Consider the following 25,133-nt stretch of genomic DNA (forward strand, 5'->3'; position numbering starts at 1 on the left):
CTGTCAACCTAATAAATTGTCTTTATGAACAAAAAGCTATCCTTTGTACTCTTGGCCCTGGTTGCCGGAGTAACTTCTTTCGCGCAAAACCTGCGATACTATGATCCAGTATTTTCTGGCAACGTGGTTACAACGCAGGATATTACCTACGGCACTAATGTAGACTTCCTTATTTCAGGAGATTTAGCCGATCCAAACAACGCTACACAAGTTGGAGCGGACCTCGTTGCCCTCAATACGGCAATTCTTACAGGTCAACCGATTCCTGCAACGCATTACACTCCCTACGCCGTGGATCAATCTACCGTAGTAAAGGTCACGGATTTGAAAATGGACATTTACGAGCCAGATCAAACGGTCGATACGGAGGGGGCTCGTCCAGTAATGATCATCATTCACACAGGTAACTTCTTGCCACAGATCGTAAATGGTTCTGCAGTAGGAACACGTCGCGATAGTTCAATCGTGAACTTGGCGAAGCGTGCTGCAGCAGCAGGTTATGTTGCAGTGAACATCAGCTACCGTGGCGGATGGAACCCATTGGCAGCTACTGTTGAAGAGCGTCGCTCACAATTGTTGAACGCGGTATACCGTGCGATCCACGATACTAAAGCATGTGTTCGCTTTTTGAAAGAAGACGCTGCTACTGTGAACACGTACGCGATCAACCCCAACAAGATTGTTCTTTTCGGAGAAGGATCTGGAGGGTACGTTTCTTTGGCGTATGCAACCATGGACAAGTATTCAGAGTTGACATTGCCTAAGTTCACTTGGGCTTCTGGACCACTCGTAGGACAGTCGTACATCGATACGAACACCGTTGGAAACCTAGAAGGACTGGGTGGAGCATTGAACCTGTACCAAGACAATGGTTTCAACACCAATGTTGCTATGGTAGCGAACACAGGTGGAGCTTTGGCGGACACTTCATGGTTGGAAGCAGGTGATGTTCCTATGGTAACCTTCCACGCCGTACGCGATGGATTTGCTCCATTCGAAAACGGAATTGTAATCGTACCGACCACCAACGAAGACGTTGTTGAAGTACAAGGGCCAAACCTCTTCATGAAGAAAGCGAACCAACTTGGAAATAACGATGCGTTCAAGAACTCTGCCTTCTTCGCGGATCCTTACACCGAGCGTGCCCGTGCGGTATACGGAAATACATACAGCTATTACTTGCCAGCGCCGAACAACAACATCACGGTTCAAAACTGGCTCGAGGGATGCTTCCCAGTCATTAAGCCCCTTTCCGCTTCTCAGTTGACTCAGAACGGTTCTCCATGGCAATGGTGGGACTTGAACACCTTGACCCTTGTTGTTGCGGGTGTGAACGCGCAGTTGGGTACCAGCTATGACGCGAACACGATTCACCAAAACGGTATCGCTGGAAACCCAGACATGGGACCAGCCGAAGGAAACGCCTACTTGGACACCATCCAAGGATACTTGTTCCCTCGTGTGATGTTGAGCTTGAACTTGCCAGGAGCGAATGTATTTAGCGTTGAAGAAGCGAATACTGCAGCAAACAGCATCGATGTATTCCCTAACCCTGCAGCCGATCACTTGACCATCAATACTGCTGAAGCGCCAAAGGCGGTCACCGGCGTGGAAATGATCAATGCATTGGGGCAGGTTGTACGCAGCAATGAAAGCGCATCTGTTGAGATTCGTTGGGATCTAACGGGCCTCGAAGGAGGCGTATACTTCTTGAATTTCCAGTTTGAAGATGGTTCAGTTGGAACCCGCAAGCTGATTGTCCAATAAGACATTTATAAAGCACAAAGTAAAGCCCCGGTACTGCCGGGGCTTTTTTATTTTTGAGGCATGAATAAGGCCATTTTTCTGGACCGAGACGGGGTAATCAATCACGACCCCGGTGACTATACCACCAGTTGGGATGAGTTCACCTTTCTTCCTGGAATTGAAGAATTCCTCATCAAGCGAATCAATGAAGGGTACCTACTCATTCTCATCACGAATCAAGGTGGTGTAGCCAAAGGGAGATATACCCTAGAGACCGTGGAGGACATTCACATGAGAATGCAGGAACATTTAGCGGATTACGGCATACACTTCGCCGAAATCTACTTCAGTCCGTACCACGATGATTACAGCAGATCATTGTCGCGGAAGCCCGGGTCCATCATGGTTGAAAAAGCATTGGCCCGTTTCAACATTGACCCGGTACAATCGGTTATGATCGGCGATAAGCAAAGGGATTTGGATTGTGCGGTAGCAGCCGGAGTTTCCGGACATTTGGTGCCTGTGAATTCAAATCTGAACGAAATTCTAAGCGATGATCAATTTTAATGGGGGCCTACGGCCCGATGAAGCTGTCCAGCTCAGTACGACTAATAGGGGATTTCGTTACGCTGATGGTGTTTTCGAGACCATCCGCGTCGTTCAGGGCAAGATTCACTTCTGGGAGGATCACTATTTCCGGCTCATGAGCGATATGCGGATTCTGCGCATGGAGATTCCATTGTCTTGGTCACCAGAATACCTGGAAGAGCAAATCCATGAAACCCTTAAGGCGAATGCTCTAGACAACGGTGCTGCACGAGTGCGGTTCTCCGTTTATCGCGCTGGAGGAGGGACTTATACGCCCGAGACCCGTGAAGTAGAATACATTATTGAAGCATGGCCCTTGTTGGACGAGGAGTTCATCGTGCCGCAGGCAGGAAAAAACATTCAGCTCTTTCAAGATCACGCGAAACCGTCCGGACTCTTGTCCAATTTAAAAAGCAGTAATGCACAGGTCTACACCTTGGCCGGAATTTTTGCTCAGGAGAATGGCTTCGACGATGCGCTCTTGATCAATGAGCACAAGCACTTGGTTGAGGGTATTTCAAGCAATGTGTGGCTTGTTTTCGGTAAAACGGTCAAGACTCCTGGGTTGGATCAAGGCTGCGTTAAAGGAGTCGTTCGAACGAATCTTCTCAAGTGGTTGCCGAAATGGGGATACGAAGTAGAGGAAACCAAGATTACGCCTTTTGAGCTTCAGCGGGCCGATGAAGTCTGGCTGACCAATACAATCAAGGGTCTGGAATGGGTAGGGCAGTACCGAAAGAAGACCTATTCCAATACAGAAGCCTCTGGAGTCGTGCGCCGCATGAATATGGCGCTTACTTAATTCAGTAAAGGATCCTTTGGGGCGTTCGCCCAAATCTTGTAGTCATCGCCAAGGTGCAGCAGAACCTTTTTCCAAAGGGTTTCGGGCTCATCGTTCAGTGGGTCAATAGAGCCTGCTTCCAGAACGACCCAGCTGTTTTCTTCTAGCTCCCCATCGAGCTGACGCGGGCTCCAGCCGCTATAACCCATAAAGAATCGAATCTCATGGGACTCAACCACACCTGCGTGGAGAAGCGCTTTGAGCTGTTCAAAATCTCCTCCCCAGTATAGGTTGCCTTGAATATGAATGGAGTCGGCTACGCGATCTCCTAAGGTGTGTACATAGAAGATGCTGTCGTTTTGCACGGGTCCGCCAAAAAAGACAGGGAACTCGCTTTCGGGTAGTTCGGGCACCAGTTCGTGAATGTAGAGGTCCATGGGCTTGTTCAGTACAAAGCCTACTGAACCTTCTTCATTGTGCTCCGTCAAAAGCACCACAGTTCGGTTGAAACTCTGATCAAGGAGCATAGGCTCGGCAATCAGGTACCGACCGATTCGCGCTTTTTTTATGGGGGTATGACGCATCATCTATGAACGAATGTAGGGGGCAAAGCATTAGAATCCAAAGCCCTCATCGTATATTTGTTAACAGGATAATAACGTAAAAACCCCGACTATGGGTATGCTTGCCAACATGCGTGAAGAGTACACGAAAGGGACCCTTCACAAGTCGGATCTCCATCCCGATCCACTCGCTCAATTTCAATTGTGGTTTGATCAAATCCGAGACATGGAAGTTGCGGATGCGAACGCCTTTACGCTAAGTACGCTTGATCATCGTGGATTCCCCACCGGTCGTGTGGTACTGCTCAAAGGAATCGAAGACGGGCGCTTCGTGTTCTACACGAACTACAACAGTGAAAAAGGAACACATCTGACTCAGCATCCTTCTTGCGGTATGACCTTTTTCTGGAGAGAACTCGAACGCCAGGTGCGCATCACGGGAACGGTGGAGAAGGTGGCGCCTGAAGTATCAGATGCCTATTTCAATTCTCGGCCCTATGGAAGCCAGTTGGGTGCGGTGGCCTCTCCGCAGAGCAATATTATTGAAAGTAGGGCGTGGCTTGAAGATCGCTGGAAAAAGCTACAAGAGGAACATCCAGAAGCGTCGGATATTGATCGGCCCGATCACTGGGGTGGTTTTGCCATTACTCCCTTAGATTTTGAATTCTGGCAGGGGAGAGCCAGTAGGCTGCATGATCGGTTTCGCTATCGTCCCGAAGGGACTGAGTGGGCTATTGAGCGGTTAGCTCCCTAAACGGACGCACCTTACAAACATACAGGCATAAAAAAACCCGGCACCAAGGCCGGGTTTTTTATTCTTTCGTGAATTCTTAGTTCACTTTGCTGTTCAAGTCAGCACCAGCTTTGAACTTCACAACGTTCTTAGCAGCGATTTTGATGGTAGCACCAGTTTGTGGGTTACGACCTTCGCGTGCACTACGCTTAGAAACAGAGAAAGATCCGAATCCTACCAAAGAGATACGACCGCCTTTTTTCAAGGCATCAGATACATTGTCTGTGAAAGAGTCCAATGCTTTTTTTGCAGCAGCTTTTGAGATTCCGGCGTCTTCCGCCATAGCATCGATCAAGTCAGCTTTGTTCATAACAAATCGAAATTAAAGGTTAAACATTCATTGTTTTGGTTCCAATGCCCTACAAAGTTAGACTTGTAGCGGGTTCACGCAAGATTTGCCCTTCAAAACAGGCTGTTTTGTTGATAATTGCGCAAAATTGTTAATAAACCCACCTCAAATGCAGTGCTGGTGCGGGTTTCAGGCGAATTTCAACTCGGTTTTACCCCCTAAACCGTTGATGAAGTCATTTGCACGCATCCGCTTTTTACCCGCTGGCTGTAATTCCAGGATCTCCAAACGCCCTGATCCACACCCTACAAAGATCTGCTTCCCTTCAACGCGAACGACCCCTTCAGGTGCGCTGCCATCAGCTTGGCGAGTGCTGTATATTTTCACCTTCAATGGCCCTTGTTCTTGTTCCCAATGGGTCCACGCTCCGGGAAATGGAGAAAGGCCGCGCACGAGATTGTGAATTTCATCTACGGGTTTGGACCAGTCCAAGTGTCCGGTTTCGGAGTTGAGCTTTGGCGCAGGTTTGAGCTCCTGTTCTTTACTTTGGACAATTGGCGAGAGGCTGCCGGCTTCCAATCCATCCAAGGTCTGAAGAGCCAATTCAGCTCCGGAGCTCATAAGGCGACCGTACAGATCTTCTAGAAGGTCATTTGGACCGATGGGTTCTTCGGTTTGCAGGAGAATGTTTCCAGTATCAATTTCTTCGTCTAGGAGAAAAGTAGTCACCCCCGTTTTCGTCTCCCCATTGATCAGCGCCCAATTGATGGGTGCCGCACCGCGGTATTGAGGCAGAAGGGAGGCATGTACATTAAACGTTCCTTTGGGAGGCAAAGCCCAAACACTTTTAGGAAGCATGCGGAAGGCGACCACGACAATGGCTTCGGGCTTCCACGATTCTAACTGGCGTTGAAACTCCGGATCCCGAAGCTTTTCGGGTTGAGCGAGTGGGAGGCCGTGCTCCACAGCAAAATCCTTGACTGCTGAAGATTTGAGTTTCCTTCCCCTTCCAGCTGGGCGGTCTGGCGCTGTGACGACACCCGCAACTTCGTGCTTGCTCCTTAAAATGGCGTCCAAGGTTGCAACGGCAAACTCGGGCGTTCCCATGAATACTACTCTCAATGCGCTAGTTTTTTTCCTGATTCACTACAACGAGCTCGGGGCCTTCCCAATGAAGTCTTCCTGCTTCAACCTGAATGCGTATCCAGGACTGAATTTCTTCAGATTTCCCGGGATAATGTGCCATCACCTGATTCCATTCTCTTTGCGAACCCTTTAAGTAGGTCCACAAGGCATCGTCATTCAAGTCTTTGCGTCCAAGGCAAAGGTCGCATTTTCCGCAAGGCTCGGTACCCCTTTCGCCAAAGTAGGCCAACAAATGCGCCGATCGACATCCGCTGGCTAGTTCAAGGTATTCGACCATGGCCCCAATACGTTCTTCCTTTCTGGACCGCAAGTCAGAAAGAGCCTTGCGATTCCAGGGCAAGTGCTTGGTGTTTTGCCTAGGAATGGTCATCCACAATCGGTCGGCTGCAGGCCGCGCTTTGTACGACCATAATTCTTGTGCTTGCCCTTGTTCCAGTTCTTTCCTGATCTCCTTGGGAGTTGCACCGAGTTTTGCCGCCATTCGGTTCTCGTCAATATGCGCCCCTTCTTCGGTGATTCCCGGATAGGAGCGGAGTAGGAATTGAATGACTTTGTCTGCCAACGGGTGGCGCAACCGCGCCTCATATAGGCTGCGATTCGAAGCCGTAATATGTAAATAGGAACGCTCCTTGTATCCATCACTCAAATGCCAAAACCCGTCCTTGTCCAAGAGGTCGATGGTCTGATAAACACCGTAGAGGTCGAACTCATAGTGTCGAGCAAACTCTTTGAGGTCGAGATCGAAGCTCTGTTCTGCTCCACTACCGATTGGTAAATGAAGGTAGTTCATCAGCGCATCGTAGTGGCGATGAACATCTTTTTCAGTCACTAATTGCTCCACATAGCGTTCGTAGAGCTGATCCCCATCACGGGCATCATAAAACACGTAGGATACGGCGTCTTTGCCGTCGCGACCCGCTCGACCTGCTTCCTGAAAGTAGCTTTCGATACAGTCCGCAGGTTCCCAATGCAGAACCCAGCGCACATCGGGTTTGTCAATACCCATCCCAAAGGCATTGGTGGCGACCATAACACGCACCTCATTTTTGGTCCATGCGGACTGCCTTGCCGCCTTTTCAGCGGGATCTACTCCTGCGTGGTAGTATTGTGCAGACAAACCTCTTCGTTGAAGAAAAGAGCCGATTTCCTGAGTTTTACGTCTATTTCTGACATAAATGATGCCAGGGCCTTCGTGTTCGCTAAGAAGCGCCTGAACAGCGCCGAATTTATCTCGAGTCGGCCAAACGCGATAGGCGAGGTTCTCACGGGCAAAGCTCTTTCGTATGATGTGGTCTTCCTCAAACTCGAGTTGCTCTTGAATGTCTTCCACCACATCGGGCGTAGCGGAAGCGGTGAGCGCAAGTACGGGTACTTTTGGAAGCCAAGATCTGACTTCTTTGATCAAGCGATAGGCAGGCCTAAAGTCATACCCCCACTCACTAATGCAATGCGCTTCGTCCACAGCGATAAGCTCTATGGGCATTTGCGGAAGACGAGCTCGAACGATCTCGGTACGGAGCCGTTCAGGAGAGAGGTACAGAAAGGAAATGGCGCCCGTCATGGCATTCTCGAGTGCGAGGTCGGTTTGGCGATGATCGAGTTCAGAAGTCAGAGCAATGGCTCGGATGCCTCGATCCTGAAGTGCCTTGACTTGGTCGTTCATCAAGGCGATCAAGGGACTGATGACCAGAGTCATTCCGGGTCGGCAGAGGGTAGGGATTTGAAAACACAGGGATTTACCGCCTCCAGTGGGCATTAAGGCCAAGGTGTCGCGGCCTTCAAGAACGGCTTCTATGATCTGTTCTTGGGGTTCCCGAAAGCCATCATATCCCCAGTACTTCTGGAGAACTTCTAGAGGTGTTGCGTTCTGAGCTGACATGCTTCAGCGAACTTAAGAAATGGAAGGGCCAATGACGAACCCTCAGGGCAGACTTGTTCAGTATTTTATACCGAGGCTTTTGTAGATAAAGGCGATCAGCCAGGCGGGGCCAATCATCAAGAATTGAAGGTCTTCAAAGAAACTGGGTTTCTCACCTTCAATCTTGTGCCCAATAAACTGCCCAATCCAGGCCAGTACAAAGATAATTCCGGCGATTTGCCATACCGGCATTCCTCCCTGAGCCGCAAGGACTTTGATGACGTACAGGCAAAAGGCGGAGAAGGTGGCTACTCCTAAGAACATGGCGGTACTCAGTCGAATGTAAAAAATCAATCCTACCAGTACCAAGACCGTTCCCCAATGCACGTACGGTTGGAACGGTTCAGAGACAAGTCCTTTTAAACCAGCCGATGGGATGCCCGAAAGGAGGCCTAACACGCTCCAGAAGATAAGGGGCACACAGATCCAGTGGATTAATTTGTTTGTGGCGTTCTGGTGGCTCACTCCGTAATCGTCGAGCCATTGCTGCATTGTTCTCATGGGTTCATGTATTGGTTTTGCTTCTTTTTAGCGGGCAGGGTGATTCGATTCACCGCAATAGCAGTAAAGGAGGACGTCAACGCTGTGACGAAGGTGACGATCACATATGGGTGAATACTGCCCAGACCCAGCACTTCAGCGAGTAAGCCGCTCACTTCAGGATTGGGCTGGAAAAAGACAAACAGGAGAAGGAGGGCGGCTACAGACGCACTCAGGTACTGAAAGAAGTTGATGTGCCTTCTGGGAAACAATCCAGCAAGGGCGCTAAACGTGAAGAGAAGTCGAGTGTCTTCAAGTCCGAAGGCCAGCAGAAACAGCGCACAGTGGATGACAAATGTAAAGTAGGGGCTTTTCATCTTACTTGAAATTTATGGCTTGTTTCCATTGTTTTTCCTGAGGGGCCTTCACGAATTCTACTTTGAAGTACTGTCCGTTGTACCAGTCATCTACTTGATCGCTGTAGTTGGGGTGTTCCGGGCGACCGACTTGACCGCCAGCGATGACGAAATCAGCTTTGGGTCCTTCAGGAGTAAGCTCAATAACGGTGCGCATGGCTGCGCCGTGAGTGCCGGGTTCTCCGCTCGAAACATTGACGGTTCGGTTACTCCCTTTACCAGCTAAGGTATCGTAATTGAAGGCCGGTATACGCGCGATGTGGCGAAGTGTAATCTTGTGGTAATCCCCGTAGCGCCAGTCGTTCGGTTCCTTGCTGAGGAACTTGTTTTTCATGTCCTCTAAGACATCCTTCCACAATTGCTCTGCAATTGGAGCAATGTAAATGGGGCCGTCAAGTCCCGGAAGAGTATCGCTCTGACGGATCATCATAAAGAGGTTTTCTGCTCGAGGCTTGAAGTCGAAGTCTCCAACCAGTAATTCGCTAATGGTGTCGTGAAGCATCCACTTATAGTAGTTGTAGACGGTCGCTCCCTGACTTTTCTGATCAGAGGTCCCATCCCAGTCACCGAGCACCTTCATCATATCGTAAGGAGCGTATTTGTGGATGTGGTCTTTCAACAGTGGCCATTCGCCGTCCACCACATCGTACTGCATGTCTTTGAGGTAGCTTCGGTCAATCTTCTCGCGAGCTTCCATCATGGCGCCGATTCGACGGCCTCGCGCCGTAGGCGTAAACATATAACTCAAATAGGCGCTCAGTGAATCAGCCACCTGATGTTGATTGGCGCTGTGGTTCCAGCCTTTCTCGGGGTTGAGCACGTAGAGTGTTTTCCCCATATGCTTGAAGACCTGACGGTCCGATGATCGCTTCGCCTCAATAATCCCTCTAGTCGGTTGGTTGTGCATCGCGGCAAACCCGGCCGTGACCATTCCGATATCCCCATGGCGATCCGCGAGTACGAAGTTCTGAGGGGGGTGACCAAATCCTTGAAGAGCCTCGTATCCCTCTTGCAAACTTTCGGCGTACGAAAGCTTCTTGAGGGCTTTCATTTCATTCTTGGTGAAGTCCGAGGCCACCCAATTGGTGGCTAAGAACTCGCCGTCAATGGTGTCGGTAGGGCCGAAGTAGGTGTCATAGTAGGTGATGGAGACGGCTTTTTCGCCTTTGACCGGAATTTCAACGGTGCGGGCTTCCAAGGGTGTCCAGGCTCCATCGAGCATGTAGTTGCCCTTTCCGTCGGTCTCAAGGTGGTAAAAGTCCGTTAAGTCCCAGGTGGCATTGGTCATGCCCCAGGCCAGGTCCTTGGTGTATCCGGACACTATGAATGGGGCTCCAGGAACACAGAGGCCATGAACGACGCGGTCACCAATGACTTGGTGGACTTCGTACCAAGTTCCCGGAAGATCGAGTGCCAGGTGGGTATCGTTGCACAAAAAGGCGTTTCCCGTTGCGGATTTCTCTGCTGAGATGGCCCAGTTGTTGCTCCCGAGGTCTTGGCGATTGTGGTCGGTGATGTACGCGCCGGGGAAATCGCTATCCGAAGTGTAGGCTTCAGGTGCGTCACTGTAGGCCGCAGCCGTGAGTTCTGTTCCCGAGATTTCGGGATAGATGGGATAATTGTAGTCGGATGCCCAAGGGTAGTAGATGTCGATTAGACTGTCTGGAAGGTATTTCTGAAGGGCGCTGAATTTGAGATCGTCTTCGCGATAGTCGAGCACCTTGTCCATATAACGTACCAAGAGAATGGGCGTGTGAGCTTCCATGGGTTTGGGCTCAAATCCGAGAAGCTGATACTCCAAGGGGCGTTGCGCGGGATCCAGCGTGGCCAGGTAGGCATTGAAACCTTCGGCATACGCGTCGAATTGGAGCTTCATTTTAGGGTCGCTTTCCTCCAGGGCTTCGTATTGAGCCATAGCTTGGGCCTCAAAATCGAACTTGAGCCACCAGCGATCACTGGGAAGAGCGCGTGCCCCGACCACCTCAGACAGACGACCACGGACGGTACGGCGGAGCATTTCCACTTGGAAAAGTCGGTCCTTGGCGTGGGTGTAGCCCATTCCGTAGGCCATGGCGAATTCGTTGTTGGCAAAGACGTGGGCAACTCCTCGGTCATCGTACCGTAGGTACAAACTAGGGTAAGGAGAGCCTTCGATGTCGATGGTCTCGTCGGAGTGCTCAATTTGAAGAGGGGTAGTGGGGTAGAGCAAGAATTGCTGAAGGGGCGGAAGTCCGCTCCACGGATAGTTGAGAACACCAATCCAGAGGATGAGTACAATCAGCCAGGACCATTTGCGCATAGGGCTACGTTTACGGGTTGATGAGCGACCCCGGCTCGTGCCATTGCGAAAGGTCAACAGACCAATCGTAATCTTTGTACGACCAATTGGGAGACTCGTTTGCGTCTAGGTCTCCGAATTTCTGCAAAATTTTTGTGATTCCCTTGTGGCCGCCGAAATCTGCGCGAAACCAGAGAAAGAGGGCGGGTATTTCCAGCTTATCTCTTTTGGTCCAATCGATTTCTCGGCCCAGGTAGAAATGGGAAGCTTCATTGAGCTGCTTGTCCAGCCGATCGCTGCGGTAGAAGGCTACGGGCGGACAACTTCGGGCTCCGCAGTTCAGCGCAAAGTGGATCCTCCAATCCAAACCGTCCAGGCGGTAGCGCTTCACCGATTTCCGCTGTCCCAGCCGATTGAAGTACCCGAGGCTGTAGACGTACTTATTTCTTCGGAGAATACCGTGCTCGATATCGTTGAAGCTCATCAGTTCGCCGGCTATGAGCATGTCGCGCTCGGCGAAAAAGGCATTGCGATCACCGTATTGAAGGGTGTCTGCTTGCAGTTTAACTTGGATGAGGGCGTTGTATGTGTTGATCCAAAAGGCGAGGCGCTTAGCGTCGTTGTCCAGGCTTGCGGCGAGCTCTTCGGGGTCGAGGGCACCCAGCTGAGTGAGGAGGTCGTCTGTGGGCATCGCGCCGTAGGCGCTGAGCAGCAGGTCATAACTCAATTGCTCTTGCACGGATACGTCGTCGGTACTGGTCTCCGTGAGGTTCAGGGTCTTATCACTTCCGCAGGCGCTCAGGAGGGCGAGCAGCAGTAAGAAGAGTGCTGAAGTCGTCTTTTTAAGCATGTGACCGATTCGTATCTTTGGGTTATGAACAGTGAAGAATTCTATCAATCGTTGCGGGAGAAGCTGAATGAACAGACGGAGTGGCCAACGGTGTACATGTTCAAATTTATCATTCCGGCCGATAACCAGAAAATGGCGCAGGTGAATGAATTGTTCGACGAATCGGCTCAGATCACGACTCGGGCGTCCAAGAAGGGCAATTACTTGAGCATTAGTGCTAAAGAAGTAATGGTCAGTGCGGAAGCGATTATTGCGCGCTACGAGAAAGCTGCGGAGATCGAAGGGATCATCTCCCTGTAGGCCTGAACCGCTATCCTATAAATGAAAAAAGCCCGCCGAAGCGGGCCTTTTTTTTGTGCCTACGGCACGATCTTACATGTTCACTGCCTTGGCAATGTCTTTGGGTACTCCATCCTTGTGCACCACAAAGCTTAATGTTTTCAAGCGTACGTACTCTTCGCTGAAGTACAAGTAGCCGTCAAAGCCGTACTTGGTTCCCCAAGAGTTTTTGACGATGTAGAACTTGTTTCCTTCTTGATCCGTCGCGATTCCTGTGATCTGCATTCCGTGATCATCCGTTGTTTGGTAGTTGTCATACTCCAACTGGCGAATTTCTGGGGTCACATCTAACTGTGGGTGAGGTCCTTTGAAGATGTCTTCTTTTTCCTCATCGCTCAAGTCTTTCCAGTCGCGGTCTGGAATAATGGCCACGCCATTTTTCAAGCTGAAGCCCTTCTCGGACACATCTGCCGCCCAGCTGATGGTATATCCTTCTTCCAAGGCGTGGTCGATCGCCGTCATCATTTCGTCCAACTCGACATTGTAGGCGGGAGCCCACAACCAGTTGTCCGGAACTTGGATCATCACTTCTTCATGCATCGGGTGATGCGTAAAGGAGGTGAACTGAACGTAGTCATCAGGGTTGATTCCAACCACCTCGTCGGCGAAGCTGCGCGGAGTGTAAGTCTTTCCGTTGTATTCAAACTCCTTTGGGTCTTCACCCAAGTAAGCGTTCAGGGTAGCGTCATAAGAAGTCTTCCAAACGGGGCTCAAGCGGCCGTTTTCGTTTTCGATAACGGCGTCAACGATTCCTTTAAGTACGGCTTCCATTTCACCGTGTTTGTTGTAATCGAATCCAATCTCAAGTCCTTCGTAGGCTTCTTGAGGAACAGCTCCGTAGTACTTGATGACGTGCATCACATCGAGGAGCGCTCCGCCTTGTCCGAAGTTCAAGTGACCATGCAAGCGCACATATTTATCCGCCTTGTCTTCGTAGGTTTTACGTACGGTATACATTTCTGCGACATCCACGGGCTCTTTACCCATGCGGATCATCTCAGATTCGATAAAAGAGGTGGTACAGTAGCTCCAACAGGTACCTGAGCTTCCTTGGTTCTTGACGTCGGTAGCGTCGAGGTTGATGACCGTCTCAAAGACATATCCGTCTTCGCCGCCATTGTCCTTCACTTTATTGATCAATTCGTCTTGGGCCTGTGTGGCCATCCATCCGCCCGTGAGGGCGATAAGCAAAAGTGCTTTCTTCATGATAGTGTGTGATTCAGTTTAAGCGGCCCTAAGATATAAAATGGAGGCCTTTTGAGCCTCCATTTTCCTTAGGCTTTCACCTCGTGTTCACCTTCATTCCGAAAGACGAGCTGTCCGTCCTCGGCGTCGATCAAAATGATGCTGTCTGCCGTTACCGTGCCTTTGAGGATGTCGCGCGACAGTTGATTCAGCACGTCCCGTTGCAAGACCCGCTTCACCGGTCGAGCCCCAAACTGGGGATCAAAACCCCGCGCAGCAATCAAGCGAATGGCTTCGTCTGTAGCATCAATGGTCACATCGTTTGCTTTAAGGCGCTTTTGAACGTCCTTGATTTGAATACGGACAATTTCTTCGATATCCCGCTGGGATAGGGGGGTGAAGACGACCGTTTCGTCGATCCGGTTCAAAAATTCCGGCCGGATGCTCTTGCGCAACAGTTCCAGTACTTGCCTTCGCGTGTTCTCTAAGACATCGTACTGATTGTCTTCGGTCATGCCCGCGTAGTTTTCCTGAATGATTCCGGAACCCATATTGCTGGTCATGATGATGATGGCGTTCTTGAAATCCGCCACCCGGCCTTTATTGTCCGTGAGTCGGCCATCGTCCAGCACCTGTAGCAGGATGTTGAAGGTATCTGGATGTGCTTTCTCGATCTCATCCAGTAAGATGACGCTGTAGGGCTTTCTACGCACCGCTTCGGTGAGCTGCCCACCTTCATCGTATCCGACATATCCCGGAGGCGCTCCAATCAACCGGCTAACGCTGTGGCGCTCTTGATATTCGCTCATATCGATACGCGTCATGGCGTTCTCGTTGTCGAAAAGATATTCCGCTAGGGCTCTCGCGAGTTCTGTTTTACCCACTCCAGTAGTTCCCAAGAAAAGGAAGGAGCCAATCGGTTTTCGAGCATCTTGAAGCCCAGCACGGTTGCGGCGTACCGCATCCGCAACGACCTGGATAGCCTCATGTTGACCCACAACGCGTTCGTGCAGCTCGTCTTCTAGATTCAATAGCTTTTCTCGCTCGCTCTGCAGCATTTTGCGTACGGGTATTCCGGTCCATCGGCTCACCACGTCTGCAATGTCCTCACTGTCTACCTCTTCCTTGATAAGGCTCTTTCCCGTTTGCATCTCGCTCAGTTGCTGGCCAAATTTCTGCAGGCGTTCTTCCGCCTCCTTTACCTTGCCGTAGCGGATCTCGGCGACCTTACCGAAGTCGCCACTGCGCTCCGCACGCTCTGCTTCCAGCTTCAAATGCTCAATGTCTTCCTTGGCCTGTTGGATGCCTTCAACGACTTCTTTTTCCTGTTCCCATTGGGCGTTCAACCCAGCGCGTTCTTCCTTTAGATTCGCTAGTTCTTCCCCGAGAAAGGCAAGTTTCTTTTCGTCCTTCTCCCGCTTAATGGCCTCAATCTCAATCTCCAACTGCATGATCTTGCGATCCAGCACGTCAATTTCCTCGGGCTTCGAGTTGATTTCCATTCGGAGTTTGGAGGCCGACTCATCGATGAGGTCAATCGCCTTATCCGGTAAGAATCGATCGGTAATGTAGCGCTGGCTCAATTCTACTGCGCTGATAATCGCCGCGTCCTGAATCCGAACCTTGTGATGCGTTTCGTACTTCTCCTTAATACCTCGTAGGATCGAAATCGCAGAATCCGTATCTGGTTCATCGACCAAGACCTTCTGGAATCGACGCTCCAAGGCTTTGTCCTTTTCAAAGTACTTCTGGTACTCGTTCAGAGTCGTTGCGCCTACGGCGCGAAGTTCCCCTCGGGCTAGGGCAGGCTTAAGAATGTTAGCCGCATCCATAGCGCCTTCGCCGCCACCAGCGCCCACTAGTGTGTGGATTTCATCAATAAACAGTAGGATGTCTCCATCGCTTTCGGTGACTTCCTTCACCACGCTTTTCAGGCGTTCTTCAAATTCCCCTTTGTATTTGGCTCCGGCGACCAACGCACCCATGTCCAAGGAGTAGAGCTGTTTGGTCTTGAGGTTTTCCGGAACGTCACCATCGACAATTCGGTGCGCCATACCTTCCGCAATAGCCGTTTTACCAACTCCGGGTTCTCCAATAAGAATAGGGTTGTTTTTGGTCCGGCGCGATAGAATTTGGAGTACGCGTCGAATTTCTTCATCGCGCCCAATGACCGGGTCCAACTTGCCGTCACGTGCCAGCTGGTTCAAGTTCTTGGCGTACTTACTCAGCGCATTGTAGGTCTCTTCTGCGCTTTGCGAAGTAGCTGTTGCTCCTTTTCTCAGATCCTCTATGGCCGCTTTCAAGCCCTTAGCGTCAACCCCAGCATCTTTGAGCATTTGCGCTACTTGATCCTTAGTGTCCAAGATTCCGAGAAGCAAATGCTCTAAAGTGACGTATTCATCGCCAAACTGTGCGGGATACGCACTGGCCTTTGTCAGGGCCTCTTGAGCGTTTCGGCTCAGTTGTATTTGCCCTCCTTCAACAGTGCTCAAACTGTCTATAATTCGCTCAGTGGCTTGTTCTACCGCTTGAACGGATACGTTGAGCTTCTTGAGCAAAAAGGGCACAACGTGTTCGTCCGCCTGCATCATTCCCTTGAGTAGGTGAACCACCTCAATACTGGGGTGGTTTTCGAGCGTCGCCACCTGTTGAGCGTGAGCGATGGCCTCTTGGGCCTTTATGGTGAATTGATTCAAGTTCATCTTGTGTTCTTTTGGGTGTTGTTTCGATGTCCGGTCTAACCCTATCAAAGAAAACGCCAAGTCGATTCACCTGAAAATCTGGCAGGAAACCCGGATTTCAACCGCCTTTCTGTCTTAAAATCAGCAATTTAGCTGACTATATGACCTTTTTGATCAGTCTCAGCTTATGAGTGTGGGTGCGTGCTTCCGCATTGAAAATACCTTGCTGATCAAGGCGATCAATGCGCACCTGTCCACTGGCGTGGATGATTCGATTCTCTTCTAGAATGATGCCCACGTGGGTAATGACCCCTTCGTTATTGTCAAAGAAGGCAAGGTCTCCCGGCTGTGTTTCCTCAATAAAACTGAGGACTTCTCCTTGGGTGGCTTGTTGACTGGCATCTCTGTACAAACGAATACCGTTCATCTTGTATACCAGTTGGGTAAATCCAGAGCAGTCAATTCCAAAAGGACTTCGACCTCCCCACAAGTAGGGAGCATGGAGGTACATAAAGGCGTTTTCTACCAATTGGGCCTTTGGGGCGTCAGATTGGCTTACTGCCCCTTCGTAGCGAAAGCTGAGCCCTCCAAATTGGCAAGAACCATCGCTGTATCGTGGTAGAGAAGAGCCCATGACAATAGGAATCATGCGGTTGGTCTCTTTATTGACAACGACATCTACCAGGTCGGTAGTCATTACCTGCGTCTCTTTAGAGAGCTCTTCGTATTCTGATTTTTCGAGGTAGTGAACTTGTTTGGCGTCGATCCAGCCCTCGTATCGGTCGTAGCCAGTCTCAATGTGCACCCATTTCTTGGTTTCGCGAAGGATGCGGTACGATTCGCCAAACAAGAGCTGAGTCACCTGTTCGCTTGAATCAGCGGCTTCCCGACGAACCGGGACGATGCTCAATGGACAGATTCCGTACTTCATTTCAGCTCCGCTAAGTACGGCATTTTTTGAAGACCTTTTCGCGTATCTTCGCGTTATCACTTGGTATGATGCGAATTCGAACCCTTCTTTTGACGGCCGTTTCGGCCCTGTTGGTGTCCTGTTCTGACGAACCGAACGATGTTCCAGAAATCCTGGGACTCGATGATTTGTACCTCGATATCACACTAGAGCGAAGCATCACTACTCAAGATTACATTTACATGGTGGTCGCTGAAGAAGAGTGGGGTGATTTTGCACCAGTGGAGCTCAACGACATTGATATCTACTACAACGGTGAGTATCAAGACTCACCCTTTATCTATGAGTGTGATTGTCCTTCAAAAAGCAAATTTGCCTACCGCTTTACCTACAATGCTAATCAACCGGCCCGCATAGATCTCGTACAAGGCCGGGACACGTTAACACAATCTTTTGACGCCCCAGAATGGGAGCCTGTGGACTTCGCAGACGATTTAGACAGTCTTTATATGCTGGCGAGTTTTCGCTTGAATTGGGCGGGAAGAGGTGTTCGTTTTATCGATGACTCCGTGCGTATTCGTATGACCACGCCAAGTCCAGATACAACTGATATACAAGTAATTACAGAGCTTTACCAGAAGCACTGGTTTAGTAGAAGAGAATATACCCGCCACTGGGGTGACGGGTATATATCCTTGTTTCAAATCAATCGTTATACGCCAATTCCCTTACCGGAACCCACCTCAAAGGGAGGAAAGGCCAGACTCAGCTTTGAGTCCCGAAGATTGGTTACATACTTTCGATGACCATGGCGCTTGCGCCACCTCCACCGTTGCAGATTCCCGCAGCTCCGAATCGAGCATTGTTTTGCTTGAGTACATTGATCAAGGTCACAATAATTCGAGAACCTGAATTTCCTAGTGGGTGACCCAATGAAACAGCTCCTCCATTAACGTTTACGCGCTCTGCATCTAGACCCAATTCCTTGATGTTGGCCAAGCCAACCACGGAAAAGGCTTCGTTCAATTCGAAGTACTCAATGTCGCTTTGTTCCATTCCCGCTTTACCGATGGCGATCGGTAGTGCTTTGGCAGGAGCGGTGGTGAACCACTCTGGCGCTTGTGCAGCATCGGCATAGCTGACAATTCGGGCGATGGGGTTCAATCCCAATTCTTCTGCTTTTTCCGCACTCATGAGGACTAGGGCGGAAGCGCCATCATTCAAGGTAGAAGCGTTCGCCGCAGTCACTGTTCCTTCACGATCGAATACTGGACGCAAATTTGGAATCTTATCCATGATTACGTTTTTGTATTCTTCATCCTCCGTCATGACTACGGGATCTCCTTTGCGCTGTGGAATCTCCACAGGAACAACTTCATTGGCGAAGCGACCTTCGCTCCAAGCCTTGGCGCTGCGGTTATAGCTTTCAATGGCAAAGGCATCTTGCTCCTCACGGCTGAATTCGCCTTCCTTGGCACAGAGCTCAGCACAATTACCCATGTGCTGTTTGTTGTACACGTCCATCAAACCATCGCGGAGCAATCCGTCCACGAGCTTCTGATCACCTAGCTTTTGGCCATTTCGACCTGAGGTCAAGTAGTGTGGGACGGCACTCATGTTTTCCATACCTCCAACAAGAACGATTTCGTTGTCACCAGCCTTAATGGTCTGCGCACCGATCATAATTGCTTTCATACCTGAAGAACACACCTTGTTCACAGTGGTACAGGGAACACGCTCAGGGATACCGGCGTACATAGCCGCCTGACGCGCGGGAGCTTGACCTACATTCGCTTGCAGGACATTTCCCATGAATACTTCTTGTATCTGGTCTGCCGAGACTCCGGCTTTATCTAAGGCTCCTTTAATCGCAGCAGCACCCAAATTTGGGGCTGAAACACCGCTCAATGCACCCAAAAAGCTACCCATGGGCGTACGCACTGCGGATACGATAACGACTTCTTTCATGTCTTTTGATTTCTTTTGGTAGTGAATGTGGTGCAAAGGTAACCAAATACGGCCGAAAAGGTGCGCGCGATTTATCGTAGGTTTGTACACATGAGCAAGGGATTAACCGCCATTAGGGATAACCATCAGGCCATCTACAAGGGACTTCTCTTCGTCCTCACTATTTCCCTAATTGTGTACCTCTTTCCCAAAGAAGGTAAGTTCAAGTACGAGTTTCAGAAGGGAAAGCCCTGGCTTCACGAGAACTTGATCGCCCCTTTTGACTTTGCTATCGATAAATCACCAGACCAGATAGAGGAGGAGCGTCAGCAGATTGCCCTTCAAAAGGATTTATTTTTTACCCTACGGGTCGATGTCCGCTCCACCGTCCAGGAGGTATTTAAAGGTCAAATCCAAGCTCAATCCACCTTTCAAGCCGATTCTTCGGCTCAGGCAGCCTTGGCATTAAGTATGGGTACCATGGTGCTCGATGAGCTTTACAAGCAGGGAATCGTGCGCTGGCCCGAAACCCTCAGAATTGAAGATTGGCCCGAGGTGAGCCTTTTGGTTGACGGTGTAGCTCAAGATGCTCGACCCGCGGATTGGCGTACCCTTCGCAGTGCCAGCCTGTACATCAATGATCGACTGGGTCAATTCGAGCTCGAGGACGAAACCCGTTCCGCTCTCGAAACAGCTCTCCTAGCAAGCCTGGAACACAACATCCTTTACGACAACGAAACCACGCAGAAGGTCTTAGAAAGCGAACTGGATAACATTTCATTGACGCGTGGCGTGGTCCAAAAGGGGCAAAGCATAATTCTGCGCGGTGAAGTCGTCGATGAGGACCGATTTCAAAAGCTCAACTCCCTCAAGAAGGAATACGAGGCCAGCATCTTAGCCAAGAGCAATTACTACCTCATTGTCGCAGGGCAAGCCATTCTGGTCAGCGTGGTCCTTTCGGTGCTCTTTCTCTTTTTGCAGCGCTACCGGCCCGCTATTCTCGCCGACAACAACAAAATCGGGTTCATTCTATTGAACATCATCTTGATGATTTTGATGGGCACCTTGCTCATTCGCTTGGCTCCAGAATACCTCTACCTAGCGCCTTTTTGCCTGCTACCGATCATGTTGCGGGCCTTTTTTGATGGGCGTGTAGCCATCTTTACCCATCTAGTCACGGTCATCATCATCGGTTTCGTTGCACCGAATCCATATGAATTCGTTCTGCTCCAACTGATCGCTGGAATCGTTTCCATCTTAACAGTAAACAACCTGTACCAGCGCGTACAGCTCTTCATTTCGGCAGCCAAGATCATCGGTATCTACTTTGTAAGCTATTTCGCTCTAGCTGTCCTTCAGGAAGGAAGTCTGTCCACCATTGAGACTTTGAACTTCGCCTTGTTCGCGGGTGCGGGATTCTTGACGCTGTTTTCCAATCCGCTGATCTACGCCTTCGAGAAGATCTTTGGCCTGGTGAGCGATATCTCTTTGCTCGAGCTCAGCGACACCAACAACAAGCTCCTCCGAGAACTTGCCGAGAAAGCCCCGGGAACCTTCCAGCATTCCCTTCAGGTGGCCAACCTGGCGGAAAGCGCTGTGAGCGAGATTAACGGAAACACACTGCTGGTCCGCACCGGCGCCCTGTACCACGATGTTGGGAAGATGGTCAATCCCCTTTACTTCATAGAGAACCAGGCCACGGGAATGAATCCTCACGATGATCTTCCTTTTGATGACAGTGCACACATCATCATCGAACACGTGACCCAAGGGATTGAATTGGCCAAGAAAAATGGCCTGCCAGACCGCATTATCGACTTCATCCGAACGCACCACGGAACGTCGACCGTACAATACTTCTACCGTCAATACGTCAAGAGCTTCCCGGAACAGGAGGTCGATATGGCGGAATTCAGCTATCCAGGACCACTGCCATTCTCCAAGGAAACCGCCGTCCTCATGATGGCGGATAGTGTTGAAGCGGCCTCACGGAGCCTAAAACAACCCACAGCGGATGCTATTGATCAGTTGGTCAATTCCATTATTGATCACCAGATGGAGGAGGGGCAATTCGCACAAGCCACCATTACGTTGAAGGAAATTAATGTGGTCCGCAAAGTGTTGAAGAAAAAACTGCTCAACATCTACCACCTGCGCATCGAGTACCCGGAGTAATCACTCCTTAGGCTGGAGCCAGCGGCGCAAAGCCTCACCGAGTAAATTGTAGGATGTCACGGTGATGAAGATCGCTACGCCTGGAAAGACCACGAGCCACCAAGCTTCTACGTTCATTCTTCCCGCATTTAGCATGCTTCCCCAGGTCACCGTTTCGACGGGCACTCCAATTCCCAAAAAGGAAAGCCCGCTTTCGATCAAAATGGCAGAGGCAATTCCAAAAGCCATGTTCACCCAAACCGGTGCAAGAGCATTGGGCAAGGCGTGACGAAGCAAAACCCGAAAGGCCTTAACCCCCGTGGCTTCAGCTGCCGTGATGTACTCCATACTCCGGATGCGCAGTACCTCAGCACGAGTATATCGGGCGATATGCGTCCAGCTGGTCAGTCCGATAATCACCATGACGAGCCAAATACTTCTGCTCGTAATCGATGCTACGGTAATGATGATCAATAGGCGGGGCAAGGAGGTCAATACCTCCGTAAGCCTCGTAATCAGCGAGTCTAAGGGCACGTATATGGTTTTGTGCCTCACGGCACGATGCCTGCCCACAAGCCAGGCTCCACCTAGTGGTATGCCAAAGAACAATACAGCGTCTACGGGAGGAGGTCCGAAGTTGGCTTTAAGGCCGTAAAACCAACCGAGTGGAAGCAGTATCCAGAACGCCCAAAAAGAAACTTTGGGCACCCTCCAACCTCTGTTGCCCCAATAGCCGCTTACACCGCCTAAAAATACGCCCAATAGAGCCGCTATTCCCATGGCGATCCACCCAATACTCAAGGAGATGCGCGCTCCGTGCAGCAAGCCCGCGGCCACGTCGCGACCTATTCGATCCGTACCCAATAGGTGTCCATCTGTTCCCGGTTTCAAGTAGGCGCTTCCTGAAGGCCCCAGTCCCTCGGGGCTGAACGGTATCCAAGGCATTTGGATGGCGTCCCAATCCTCTGAAGACCAGTCAAAGCGTTGATAGTGGACCGATCTCACTCCCGAGGGTGTTTCAATCTCATGCGTTCCGCCCTGCCCGAAATAGATGGACCAAGCAGGATAATAGTTGTTCTTGCCTTGTCGAACGTGCAGAGGCACGTCGTTGGCCAGAATAGGAGCAAGAATCGCTAGCACGAGTAGCAAAAGGAGAACACCTATGGATATGTGCCCCGATCTAGCGGTCATAGCGAATTCTTGGATCAGCCCAGGCGTACAGTAAATCAGCCACAATGTAGCCCACGACGGTCAACAGGCCGCCCAGCGTAAATATGGCCACTATGACGGGGTAGTCATAATTCAAAATGGCTCGGTAGGCTTCCCATCCAATTCCCGGGAGGGTGAAAATGGTCTCGATGATAACGCTACCGCCCACCGTAATTGGGAATACCTGGCCGATGACCGTGATCAAAGGCAGAAGGGCATTGCGGAGGCTGTGCTTCCAAAGGACTTTCCTTTCTGAAAGGCCTTTCGCTCGGGCAGTGGTGATGTAGTCCTTCTGCTGTTCTTCTGCCAATCCACTGCGGGTAATTCGACTCAAGTATGCCAGGGAGCCATAGGTAAAGGTGATGAAGGGCAGTACCAGGTGCGGGGTCCAGTGCTTAATCTTCCGACCGAGGGACCAATCCGGATCAAAGGTGATGGGGTTTTGAAGTCCTGCCGATGGGAACCAGTACAAGACGTCGGGATTGGAAAAAGTCAACAGCAAGAGGGTGCCTACAAAGAATGTAGGAAGAGAGTACAGCATGAAAAGGACTAGTGCTGAACTTCGGTCAAAGAAACCATCGGGCCGTGAGGCCCCAAATACCCCAATAGGAACGCTGATGAGGAAGGCAAGCAGCAAGGAGCTTGTGGTCAGGAGAAAGCTCAGGCGCAACTTAGGCCAGAGTTTGGCTCCCACAGCTTCTCCGTCGTAATAGGAGTATCCAAAATCGCCACGGACGGCATTTCCGAGCCAGAAATGGAATTGATTGTTGGTCCCGTGAAACTCAGGAACAGGGATAGGAAAGCTGGTTTCTGAGCTTCGAATGGTCCAGTAGAATAGGGGTTTGTCGATTCCGAGTCGAGCTCGCCATTCTTGCTTGAGTTCTTCCGTGCGCTGTCGGTTAGCGCTGCCAGATCCATCATCACTGAACTGCATGAGACGCTCAACCGGGTCTCCTGGTGCTTCGATGCTGATCCAAAAACTGAAAAGGGCGATGGCCAATAGGGTAGGCACCATCCAAAGTAGTCGTTGGATCAGGTAATTCAGCATAAGTTATTCGGCAGTATCGGCTTCAGCCAGAGGAGCAGTGGGTGTGAAATTCGGATCCAAACGGAAGGAATTGACCAATACACCTGGGCGCTCGTTGTACGTTTCGCGATTCTCAAAACGCTTGTGAATAGCCACTTTTCTGCGCGTAGAATACAGAAACACATACGGCTGGAAATCATAGACCTCCGCCTGGAGTTCCTTAATCAATGCGTCCCGATCGGGCTTGTTCATGGTGGCGTTGTAGGTCGTAATTAAAGAGTCGCTGTAGTCGTTCCCAAAGCCACAGAAGTTCGCTCCCATGCTGCTCCAGCTGCTGGTATGCCATAGCTGGAGAGGGTCTGTATATCCCGCACTTTCGCTCCAGGCGCCCATCAAGGCGTCAAAGTCTTGCTGATAGGCCTTTTGATAGAAGGCAGAGAAATCCATTCCGTTCAGATTACAGTCGATTCCGACCTTTCCGAGGGACTCTTTGATCATCAAGCATGTGGCCTCCGTGGTTTGATTGCCACTCATGTAGTTGAGTTCGAAACTGAAAGGAGTTGATGCTCCATCAATATCTCGGTCCAAAATACCGTCTCCGTCACTATCAGCCCATCCGGCCTCACTCAAAAGAGCCGCAGCTTTATCCAGGTCATATTCGATAAAATCCAAAGTATCGTTGAATTCATCCTTCTTTAGCGCACTGACCATAGTAATCTGCTCTGCACCTCCCTGGTTGTGCAAGAGATCTTCCATGATTGCTCTGACCGGCGTTGCATGGGCAACGGCCCTTCTGACCAGCTTGTCCGTAAAATATGGGGTACGCTCTTTGGCGGTAGGTCGGCAATTCAGTCCCATATAGCTGTAGGCGAATTGATCGACGAAGTCACTTTCAAAATTCGCATTGAAGTCTTCGTTTTCTCTTAGTCTTAGGAGCTCATCCGTACCTAATCGGTTGCTGACATCTATATCACCATTGCGGAAGGCGAGTAGGGTTGCGTTGTCGTCCTTGATGATTCGGAAAACGATTTTGGAAGGGTTGTTGTCGAAGTACATCCCGTTTTCATCATCTCCCCACCAGTCGTCCTTGCGCTCTAGGGTAATGTATTGGCCACGTTCCCATTCTGTAATGCGATAAGGCCCCAAACCTTCCAGTTTTTCTGGTTCATATTGGTTAGAAGCATCATTAAAGCGTTCAAAATAGTCGTTGATGGCATCCGTTCGCTCAAATTCATCTGCAATGATGCGCTCAAGCGGAATGCTGTCAAACAAGCCCGTGGAATCCCAGGCACTTTTTTGAATCAGATTGGCTTCAATCAAGATCTGATTGTTTCCCGCATGCTGTTCATTGCACAGGAGATAGAATTGATTGGGATTATCCGGATGCGCTTCATATCCTTGAATGACGCTCGAATAGAGGGGGCGGATGGCTTGGTTGTTGGAAAGCGGACTTAAGTTCATTTTGAGCGTGAACTCCATGTCCTCCCGTGTGAGTATTTCGCCATTGGCCCAGGTTACATCGTCCCGAAGGGTGTAGAGGTATCGCTGACCGTCTTCGGATTGCGGTAGCTCGGTCACCAGCAAAGGCTGTAGCTCAAAAGTGCCCAGGTCCACTTTCAGCAGGGGGCGATGGGTGTACATGTAGATGTGAGACCGTAAACTGCTGAAGTCGTTGACCGGGTGAAGGCCATTGGGCTCATAGCTGGTGTGAATGACTACCGTGAAGTCCTCCTGGGCTTCCGAGCGCTGCGTATTCTCCACGCAGCTTGAGAGCAGGGCACTGGTAATGAATAGAATAAAGATGCGTTTCATGACGGCTGTTTTGGGGGTAAA

The 25,133-nt window shown here is 50.4% G+C and carries 22 protein-coding genes; 7 read left to right on the forward strand and 15 right to left on the reverse strand.

The window, feature by feature from the left end:
* Positions 1–24 precede the first annotated feature (24 nt).
* From HZ996_08820 to HZ996_08830, 3 genes are read left to right on the forward strand one after another with little or no spacing between them, the layout of a single operon-like run.
* Positions 25–1,767: a T9SS type A sorting domain-containing protein gene (locus HZ996_08820; protein QTN39237.1), complete on the forward strand. Its 1,743-nt coding sequence runs from the start codon at positions 25–27 to the stop codon at positions 1,765–1,767.
* Positions 1,768–1,827: 60 nt separating this feature from the next.
* On the forward strand, positions 1,828–2,313 hold the full coding sequence (locus HZ996_08825) for an HAD family hydrolase (GenBank protein QTN39238.1): 486 nt from the start codon (positions 1,828–1,830) through the stop codon (positions 2,311–2,313).
* On the forward strand, positions 2,300–3,136 hold the full coding sequence (locus tag HZ996_08830) for an aminotransferase class IV (GenBank protein ID QTN39239.1): 837 nt from the start codon (positions 2,300–2,302) through the stop codon (positions 3,134–3,136). The genes HZ996_08825 and HZ996_08830 overlap by 14 nt, the downstream gene beginning before the upstream one ends.
* Here HZ996_08830 and HZ996_08835 read toward each other — a convergent pair.
* Complete coding sequence (locus tag HZ996_08835) at positions 3,133–3,702, reverse strand: YqgE/AlgH family protein (protein QTN39240.1); 570 nt, start codon at positions 3,700–3,702, stop codon at positions 3,133–3,135. The genes HZ996_08830 and HZ996_08835 overlap by 4 nt on opposite strands.
* Before the next feature lie 88 nt (positions 3,703–3,790).
* On the opposite strand from HZ996_08835, the gene pdxH reads away from it, so the two are divergent.
* On the forward strand, positions 3,791–4,432 hold the full coding sequence (pdxH, locus tag HZ996_08840) for a pyridoxamine 5'-phosphate oxidase (GenBank protein QTN39241.1): 642 nt from the start codon (positions 3,791–3,793) through the stop codon (positions 4,430–4,432).
* A 76-nt stretch (positions 4,433–4,508) separates the two neighbouring features.
* Here the strand turns inward: pdxH and HZ996_08845 are convergent, their stop codons facing one another.
* The 7 genes from HZ996_08845 to HZ996_08875 all read right to left on the reverse strand — a co-directional run bounded on the left by HZ996_08845 (position 4,509) and on the right by HZ996_08875 (position 11,848).
* Entirely contained in the window at positions 4,509–4,781 is a 273-nt protein-coding gene (locus HZ996_08845) for an HU family DNA-binding protein (GenBank protein QTN39242.1), read from the reverse strand.
* A 168-nt stretch (positions 4,782–4,949) separates the two neighbouring features.
* Positions 4,950–5,867 carry a methionyl-tRNA formyltransferase gene (locus tag HZ996_08850; GenBank protein ID QTN40028.1) on the reverse strand — a complete coding sequence of 306 codons (918 nt, stop codon included), beginning with the start codon at positions 5,865–5,867 and terminating at the stop codon, positions 4,950–4,952.
* 19 nt (positions 5,868–5,886) lie between these two features.
* Positions 5,887–7,785: a RecQ family ATP-dependent DNA helicase gene (locus HZ996_08855; protein ID QTN39243.1), complete on the reverse strand. Its 1,899-nt coding sequence runs from the start codon at positions 7,783–7,785 to the stop codon at positions 5,887–5,889.
* Between the two features lie 57 nt (positions 7,786–7,842).
* Positions 7,843–8,325: a DUF962 domain-containing protein gene (locus tag HZ996_08860; protein ID QTN39244.1), complete on the reverse strand. Its 483-nt coding sequence runs from the start codon at positions 8,323–8,325 to the stop codon at positions 7,843–7,845.
* Positions 8,322–8,681 (reverse strand): hypothetical protein, encoded by a 360-nt coding sequence (locus HZ996_08865; protein ID QTN39245.1) that lies wholly within the window; start codon positions 8,679–8,681, stop codon positions 8,322–8,324. The genes HZ996_08860 and HZ996_08865 overlap by 4 nt, the downstream gene beginning before the upstream one ends.
* A 1-nt stretch (position 8,682) precedes the next feature.
* Entirely contained in the window at positions 8,683–11,019 is a 2,337-nt protein-coding gene (locus HZ996_08870; protein ID QTN39246.1) for a penicillin acylase family protein, read from the reverse strand.
* Positions 11,020–11,029: 10 nt separating this feature from the next.
* Entirely contained in the window at positions 11,030–11,848 is an 819-nt protein-coding gene (locus tag HZ996_08875) for a DUF547 domain-containing protein (protein QTN39247.1), read from the reverse strand.
* 24 nt (positions 11,849–11,872) lie between these two features.
* On the opposite strand from HZ996_08875, the gene HZ996_08880 reads away from it, so the two are divergent.
* Positions 11,873–12,148: a DUF493 family protein gene (locus tag HZ996_08880; protein ID QTN39248.1), complete on the forward strand. Its 276-nt coding sequence runs from the start codon at positions 11,873–11,875 to the stop codon at positions 12,146–12,148.
* Between the two features lie 72 nt (positions 12,149–12,220).
* Here HZ996_08880 and HZ996_08885 read toward each other — a convergent pair whose 3' ends face one another.
* The 3 genes from HZ996_08885 to HZ996_08895 form a co-directional block, all read right to left on the reverse strand.
* Positions 12,221–13,393 (reverse strand): aminopeptidase, encoded by a 1,173-nt coding sequence (locus HZ996_08885; protein QTN39249.1) that lies wholly within the window; start codon positions 13,391–13,393, stop codon positions 12,221–12,223.
* A gap of 68 nt (positions 13,394–13,461) precedes the next feature.
* Positions 13,462–16,074, reverse strand: coding sequence for an ATP-dependent chaperone ClpB (gene clpB, locus HZ996_08890; GenBank protein ID QTN39250.1), 2,613 nt, complete (start codon positions 16,072–16,074; stop codon positions 13,462–13,464).
* A 136-nt stretch (positions 16,075–16,210) separates the two neighbouring features.
* Positions 16,211–16,984: a C40 family peptidase gene (locus tag HZ996_08895; GenBank protein QTN39251.1), complete on the reverse strand. Its 774-nt coding sequence runs from the start codon at positions 16,982–16,984 to the stop codon at positions 16,211–16,213.
* A gap of 65 nt (positions 16,985–17,049) precedes the next feature.
* Here HZ996_08895 and HZ996_08900 point away from each other — a divergent pair, with 65 nt between their 5' ends.
* Positions 17,050–17,769 carry a hypothetical protein gene (locus HZ996_08900; GenBank protein ID QTN39252.1) on the forward strand — a complete coding sequence of 240 codons (720 nt, stop codon included), beginning with the start codon at positions 17,050–17,052 and terminating at the stop codon, positions 17,767–17,769.
* Here the strand turns inward: HZ996_08900 and HZ996_08905 are convergent.
* A complete protein-coding gene (locus tag HZ996_08905; protein QTN39253.1) occupies positions 17,753–18,931 on the reverse strand; it encodes an acetyl-CoA C-acyltransferase in 1,179 nt (392 codons plus the stop codon). The genes HZ996_08900 and HZ996_08905 overlap by 17 nt on opposite strands.
* Positions 18,932–19,021: 90 nt before the next feature.
* On the opposite strand from HZ996_08905, the gene HZ996_08910 reads away from it, so the two are divergent.
* Positions 19,022–21,085, forward strand: coding sequence for an HDIG domain-containing protein (locus tag HZ996_08910; GenBank protein QTN39254.1), 2,064 nt, complete (start codon positions 19,022–19,024; stop codon positions 21,083–21,085).
* Here the strand turns inward: HZ996_08910 and HZ996_08915 are convergent, their stop codons facing one another.
* From HZ996_08915 to HZ996_08925, 3 genes are read right to left on the reverse strand one after another with little or no spacing between them, the layout of a single operon-like run.
* Entirely contained in the window at positions 21,086–22,255 is a 1,170-nt protein-coding gene (locus HZ996_08915) for an ABC transporter permease (protein ID QTN39255.1), read from the reverse strand.
* Entirely contained in the window at positions 22,245–23,321 is a 1,077-nt protein-coding gene (locus tag HZ996_08920) for an ABC transporter permease (protein ID QTN39256.1), read from the reverse strand. Before HZ996_08920 ends, HZ996_08915 begins: the two co-directional genes overlap by 11 nt.
* 3 nt (positions 23,322–23,324) lie before the next feature.
* Entirely contained in the window at positions 23,325–25,112 is a 1,788-nt protein-coding gene (locus HZ996_08925) for a hypothetical protein (GenBank protein QTN39257.1), read from the reverse strand.
* Positions 25,113–25,133: the final 21 nt, after the last annotated feature.

The organism is Cryomorphaceae bacterium, assembly GCA_017798125.1.
In the GTDB taxonomy this organism is placed as follows: Bacteria; Bacteroidota; Bacteroidia; order Flavobacteriales; family ECT2AJA-044; genus ECT2AJA-044.

Bases quoted from the DNA above. Each gene is read 5' to 3' on its own strand.
- HZ996_08820 (QTN39237.1), top strand. From the start codon at position 25: ATGAACAAAAAGCTATCCTTTGTACTCTTGGCCCTGGTTGCCGGAGTA.
- HZ996_08825 (QTN39238.1), top strand. From the start codon at position 1,828: ATGAATAAGGCCATTTTTCTGGACCGAGACGGGGTAATCAATCACGAC.
- HZ996_08830 (QTN39239.1), top strand. From the start codon at position 2,300: ATGATCAATTTTAATGGGGGCCTACGGCCCGATGAAGCTGTCCAGCTC.
- HZ996_08835 (QTN39240.1), bottom strand. From the start codon at position 3,702: ATGATGCGTCATACCCCCATAAAAAAAGCGCGAATCGGTCGGTACCTG.
- pdxH (QTN39241.1), top strand. From the start codon at position 3,791: ATGGGTATGCTTGCCAACATGCGTGAAGAGTACACGAAAGGGACCCTT.
- HZ996_08845 (QTN39242.1), bottom strand. From the start codon at position 4,781: ATGAACAAAGCTGACTTGATCGATGCTATGGCGGAAGACGCCGGAATC.
- HZ996_08850 (QTN40028.1), bottom strand. From the start codon at position 5,867: ATGGGAACGCCCGAGTTTGCCGTTGCAACCTTGGACGCCATTTTAAGG.
- HZ996_08855 (QTN39243.1), bottom strand. From the start codon at position 7,785: ATGTCAGCTCAGAACGCAACACCTCTAGAAGTTCTCCAGAAGTACTGG.
- HZ996_08860 (QTN39244.1), bottom strand. From the start codon at position 8,325: ATGAGAACAATGCAGCAATGGCTCGACGATTACGGAGTGAGCCACCAG.
- HZ996_08865 (QTN39245.1), bottom strand. From the start codon at position 8,681: ATGAAAAGCCCCTACTTTACATTTGTCATCCACTGTGCGCTGTTTCTG.
- HZ996_08870 (QTN39246.1), bottom strand. From the start codon at position 11,019: ATGCGCAAATGGTCCTGGCTGATTGTACTCATCCTCTGGATTGGTGTT.
- HZ996_08875 (QTN39247.1), bottom strand. From the start codon at position 11,848: ATGCTTAAAAAGACGACTTCAGCACTCTTCTTACTGCTGCTCGCCCTC.
- HZ996_08880 (QTN39248.1), top strand. From the start codon at position 11,873: ATGAACAGTGAAGAATTCTATCAATCGTTGCGGGAGAAGCTGAATGAA.
- HZ996_08885 (QTN39249.1), bottom strand. From the start codon at position 13,393: ATGAAGAAAGCACTTTTGCTTATCGCCCTCACGGGCGGATGGATGGCC.
- clpB (QTN39250.1), bottom strand. From the start codon at position 16,074: ATGAACTTGAATCAATTCACCATAAAGGCCCAAGAGGCCATCGCTCAC.
- HZ996_08895 (QTN39251.1), bottom strand. From the start codon at position 16,984: ATGAAGTACGGAATCTGTCCATTGAGCATCGTCCCGGTTCGTCGGGAA.
- HZ996_08900 (QTN39252.1), top strand. From the start codon at position 17,050: ATGATGCGAATTCGAACCCTTCTTTTGACGGCCGTTTCGGCCCTGTTG.
- HZ996_08905 (QTN39253.1), bottom strand. From the start codon at position 18,931: ATGAAAGAAGTCGTTATCGTATCCGCAGTGCGTACGCCCATGGGTAGC.
- HZ996_08910 (QTN39254.1), top strand. From the start codon at position 19,022: ATGAGCAAGGGATTAACCGCCATTAGGGATAACCATCAGGCCATCTAC.
- HZ996_08915 (QTN39255.1), bottom strand. From the start codon at position 22,255: ATGACCGCTAGATCGGGGCACATATCCATAGGTGTTCTCCTTTTGCTA.
- HZ996_08920 (QTN39256.1), bottom strand. From the start codon at position 23,321: ATGCTGAATTACCTGATCCAACGACTACTTTGGATGGTGCCTACCCTA.
- HZ996_08925 (QTN39257.1), bottom strand. From the start codon at position 25,112: ATGAAACGCATCTTTATTCTATTCATTACCAGTGCCCTGCTCTCAAGC.